This is a genomic window from Herbaspirillum sp. ST 5-3, assembly GCF_004804275.1.
GTDB lineage: Bacteria > Pseudomonadota > Gammaproteobacteria > Burkholderiales > Burkholderiaceae_D > Noviherbaspirillum.
The window spans coordinates 8107-10638 of record NZ_STGI01000027.1; the positions used below are offsets into that span (position 1 = coordinate 8107).

General features: G+C 31.2%; 1 protein-coding gene and 1 pseudogene. Both read left to right on the forward strand.

From position 1 onward, the window contains the following. The first annotated feature begins 961 nt into the window (after positions 1 to 961). On the forward strand, positions 962 to 1237 hold the full coding sequence (locus E6W33_RS26755) for an NADH dehydrogenase subunit 4L (RefSeq protein WP_136420424.1): 276 nt from the start codon (positions 962 to 964) through the stop codon (positions 1235 to 1237). Between the two features lie 392 nt (positions 1238 to 1629). Beyond that, a pseudogene (locus E6W33_RS26760) lies at positions 1630 to 2268 on the forward strand (NADH dehydrogenase subunit 4). Positions 2269 to 2532 lie beyond the last annotated feature (264 nt).

Here is a 2532-nt window from a genome sequence, read left to right on the forward strand (position 1 = left end):
AACGTAACCTAAAAAAGCTGTTCCTATAAGGACTAAAATAATAATAATTCCACTAGTTCAGGTAAAATGTAAGTGAAATGATGAATAATAAATTCCTCGTCCGATATGGATATAAACCAAGAAGAAAAATAAACTAGCTCCATTTGCATGAATAGATCGGATTAGTCATCCGTTGTTTACATCTCGTGTGATGTGAGAGACACTGTTAAAAGCAATTCTTACATCTCCAGTAAAGTGTATTGCAAGAAATAGTCCCGAAATAATTTGGATGCCTAAGCATATCCCTAGAAGTCTTCCGAAGTTTCATAAATATGAAATATTAGATGGGGAAGGTAGGTCAATTAGGGATGAATTAATAATTCTGATTAAAGGGTGTCTTTTTCGTAAAAGCATTAACTCTTTGACCGAAGAGGGGCCTTATAACATGAAATAATTTCGATTACTACTAGTAGAGTTAGGAGAAGGTAAACTACCCCAAAGAGATTGTTATACGCGCTATTAGCATTAAAAAGTGAGTATATGGCTGTTTCATAAAAGTTGTCTATATAGGGGGCTTTTCTTCTAGGAAGAAGGGTAATAAATGGAATGGTATAAATAATTTTTCTTTTTATAAATGGCTCATTTGAAGCTAGGCTTGCAATATAAATAAATAAAATCAGCATTCCCCCTAGCATAATTAAAATAAAGATGAGGCTAAACCATCTTCTTTTTAAAATAGCTGTGATGCTAGTTGAGGTGACTAATGTGGTAGTAATTAATAGTACAATTAGAGCGATAGGGTGAGAATTTGCGCAAAACATTGTTCCTAAAATTATAAATAGCTTGATATCAGAAAATAGTATAATTAATATGTGGATTTTGGGGATCTAGGCTGAGTAACATCTTTTCTGATGCTATAAGGAGTTTTCCGTTTTTGGTTTACAAGACCAATATTTTATAATAAATTATAATAGCTTTGTTAATGGTTTTGTTTGGTATTATTTTATTTATATTTGGGATATTTTCTTTAGTCTATAATCGTAAGCATATGCTTGCTTTACTTTTATCTTTAGAAATAGTGATGTTGGGAGTGTTTTTAATTTTAGCCATTTTTGTTGCTTCTTCTATAGTGGAACTTATTGTGTTTTATTTTGTTTTAGTTGTTTGTGAAGCTAGATTAGGGTTGGGAGTTTTAGTGATAGGTGTTTACTTTTATGGAAGTGATGAGCTTAGAGGGATTTCTTTATTAAGATGTTAACTATTTTATTTTTTTCTTTAATTTTGGGTTTGTTAAGTTTTTGTATTAGTGTAATGGAGCTAATTGCAGCTTTTGTTCTTTTAGTATGTCTTTTTACCTTTAGATTCATAAATGTGGACGGAAGTTTTTTTGTTTCTACAGGTTTTGCATTTGATGAAATATCTTTACTTTTTAGGTTTCTAAGCGTGTGAATTTCGATATTAATAGTTTTAGCAATGTTTAAAACGGACGCAAAAAATAGCCCTTCTTTTTTTTTCTACACCAATATAATACTTTGTATACTATTATTATGTTTTTGTTCTTTAAACCTTCTCGGGTTTTATTTGTTTTTTGAGGCCGTTTTAATTCCAATTGTTATAATAATTTATATATGAGGGGGTCAGCCTGAGCGGATCCAAGCTGGGATATACATGCTTTTATACACTCTTTTTGGGTCATTGCCTCTTTTATTAGTTTTGACATTTGTTAATTCTTCTAGAAGAGTTAGTTTTATATACCTTGAGTATATTACAAGTTCTTTAAGAGTTAGTGGTTATTATAGTTTAATTCTTTTTTTTGCATTTTTAGTTAAAATGCCGATGTATGGTGTTCATCTTTGGTTACCAAAGGCTCATGTTGAGGCCCCAGTTGCTGGGTCTATAATGCTAGCTGGTGTTTTATTAAAGCTGGGAGGGTATGGTATCTATCGAGTTTATTCTATAATTTGCTATAGAAGCTTTATGGGGTTTGACACGGTTATCATAGCTATTAGTTTAATAGGAGCAGTTTATGTAGGGTTTATTTGTCTTCGGCAAATTGATATTAAGTCTCTTATTGCGTATTCTTCTGTTTGTCACATAAGTCTTGTAATTGGGGGTTTATTTTCTGGGGTGTTTTGAGGGAGTATAGGAGTTATAGTAATAATGTTAGGACATGGATTGTGCTCTTCAGCCTTGTTTTGTGCTTCTAATATAATGTATGAGCGAGTTTATACTCGAAGTTTGATACTTATAAAGGGGCTTATGATATTTTTCCCTTCAATAACTTTTTGATGATTTATTTTTAGTGTTATTAATATAGGAGCTCCCCCTTCTATAAATTTGTTAGGAGAAATTTTTTTAATGGGTAGAATTTTAAAGTGAAATTTGTTTTCTATTGGGCTGTTAGCTACTTTGTCTTTTATTTCTGCTTGTTATTCTTTATATCTGTTTTCTTATTCCCAGCATGGGAAGTCTTGATTTTTGTATGGAATTGAAATAGTAAGTTTGCGAGAGTACACTTTAATATATTCACATTTATACCCTCTTTTGCTTTAT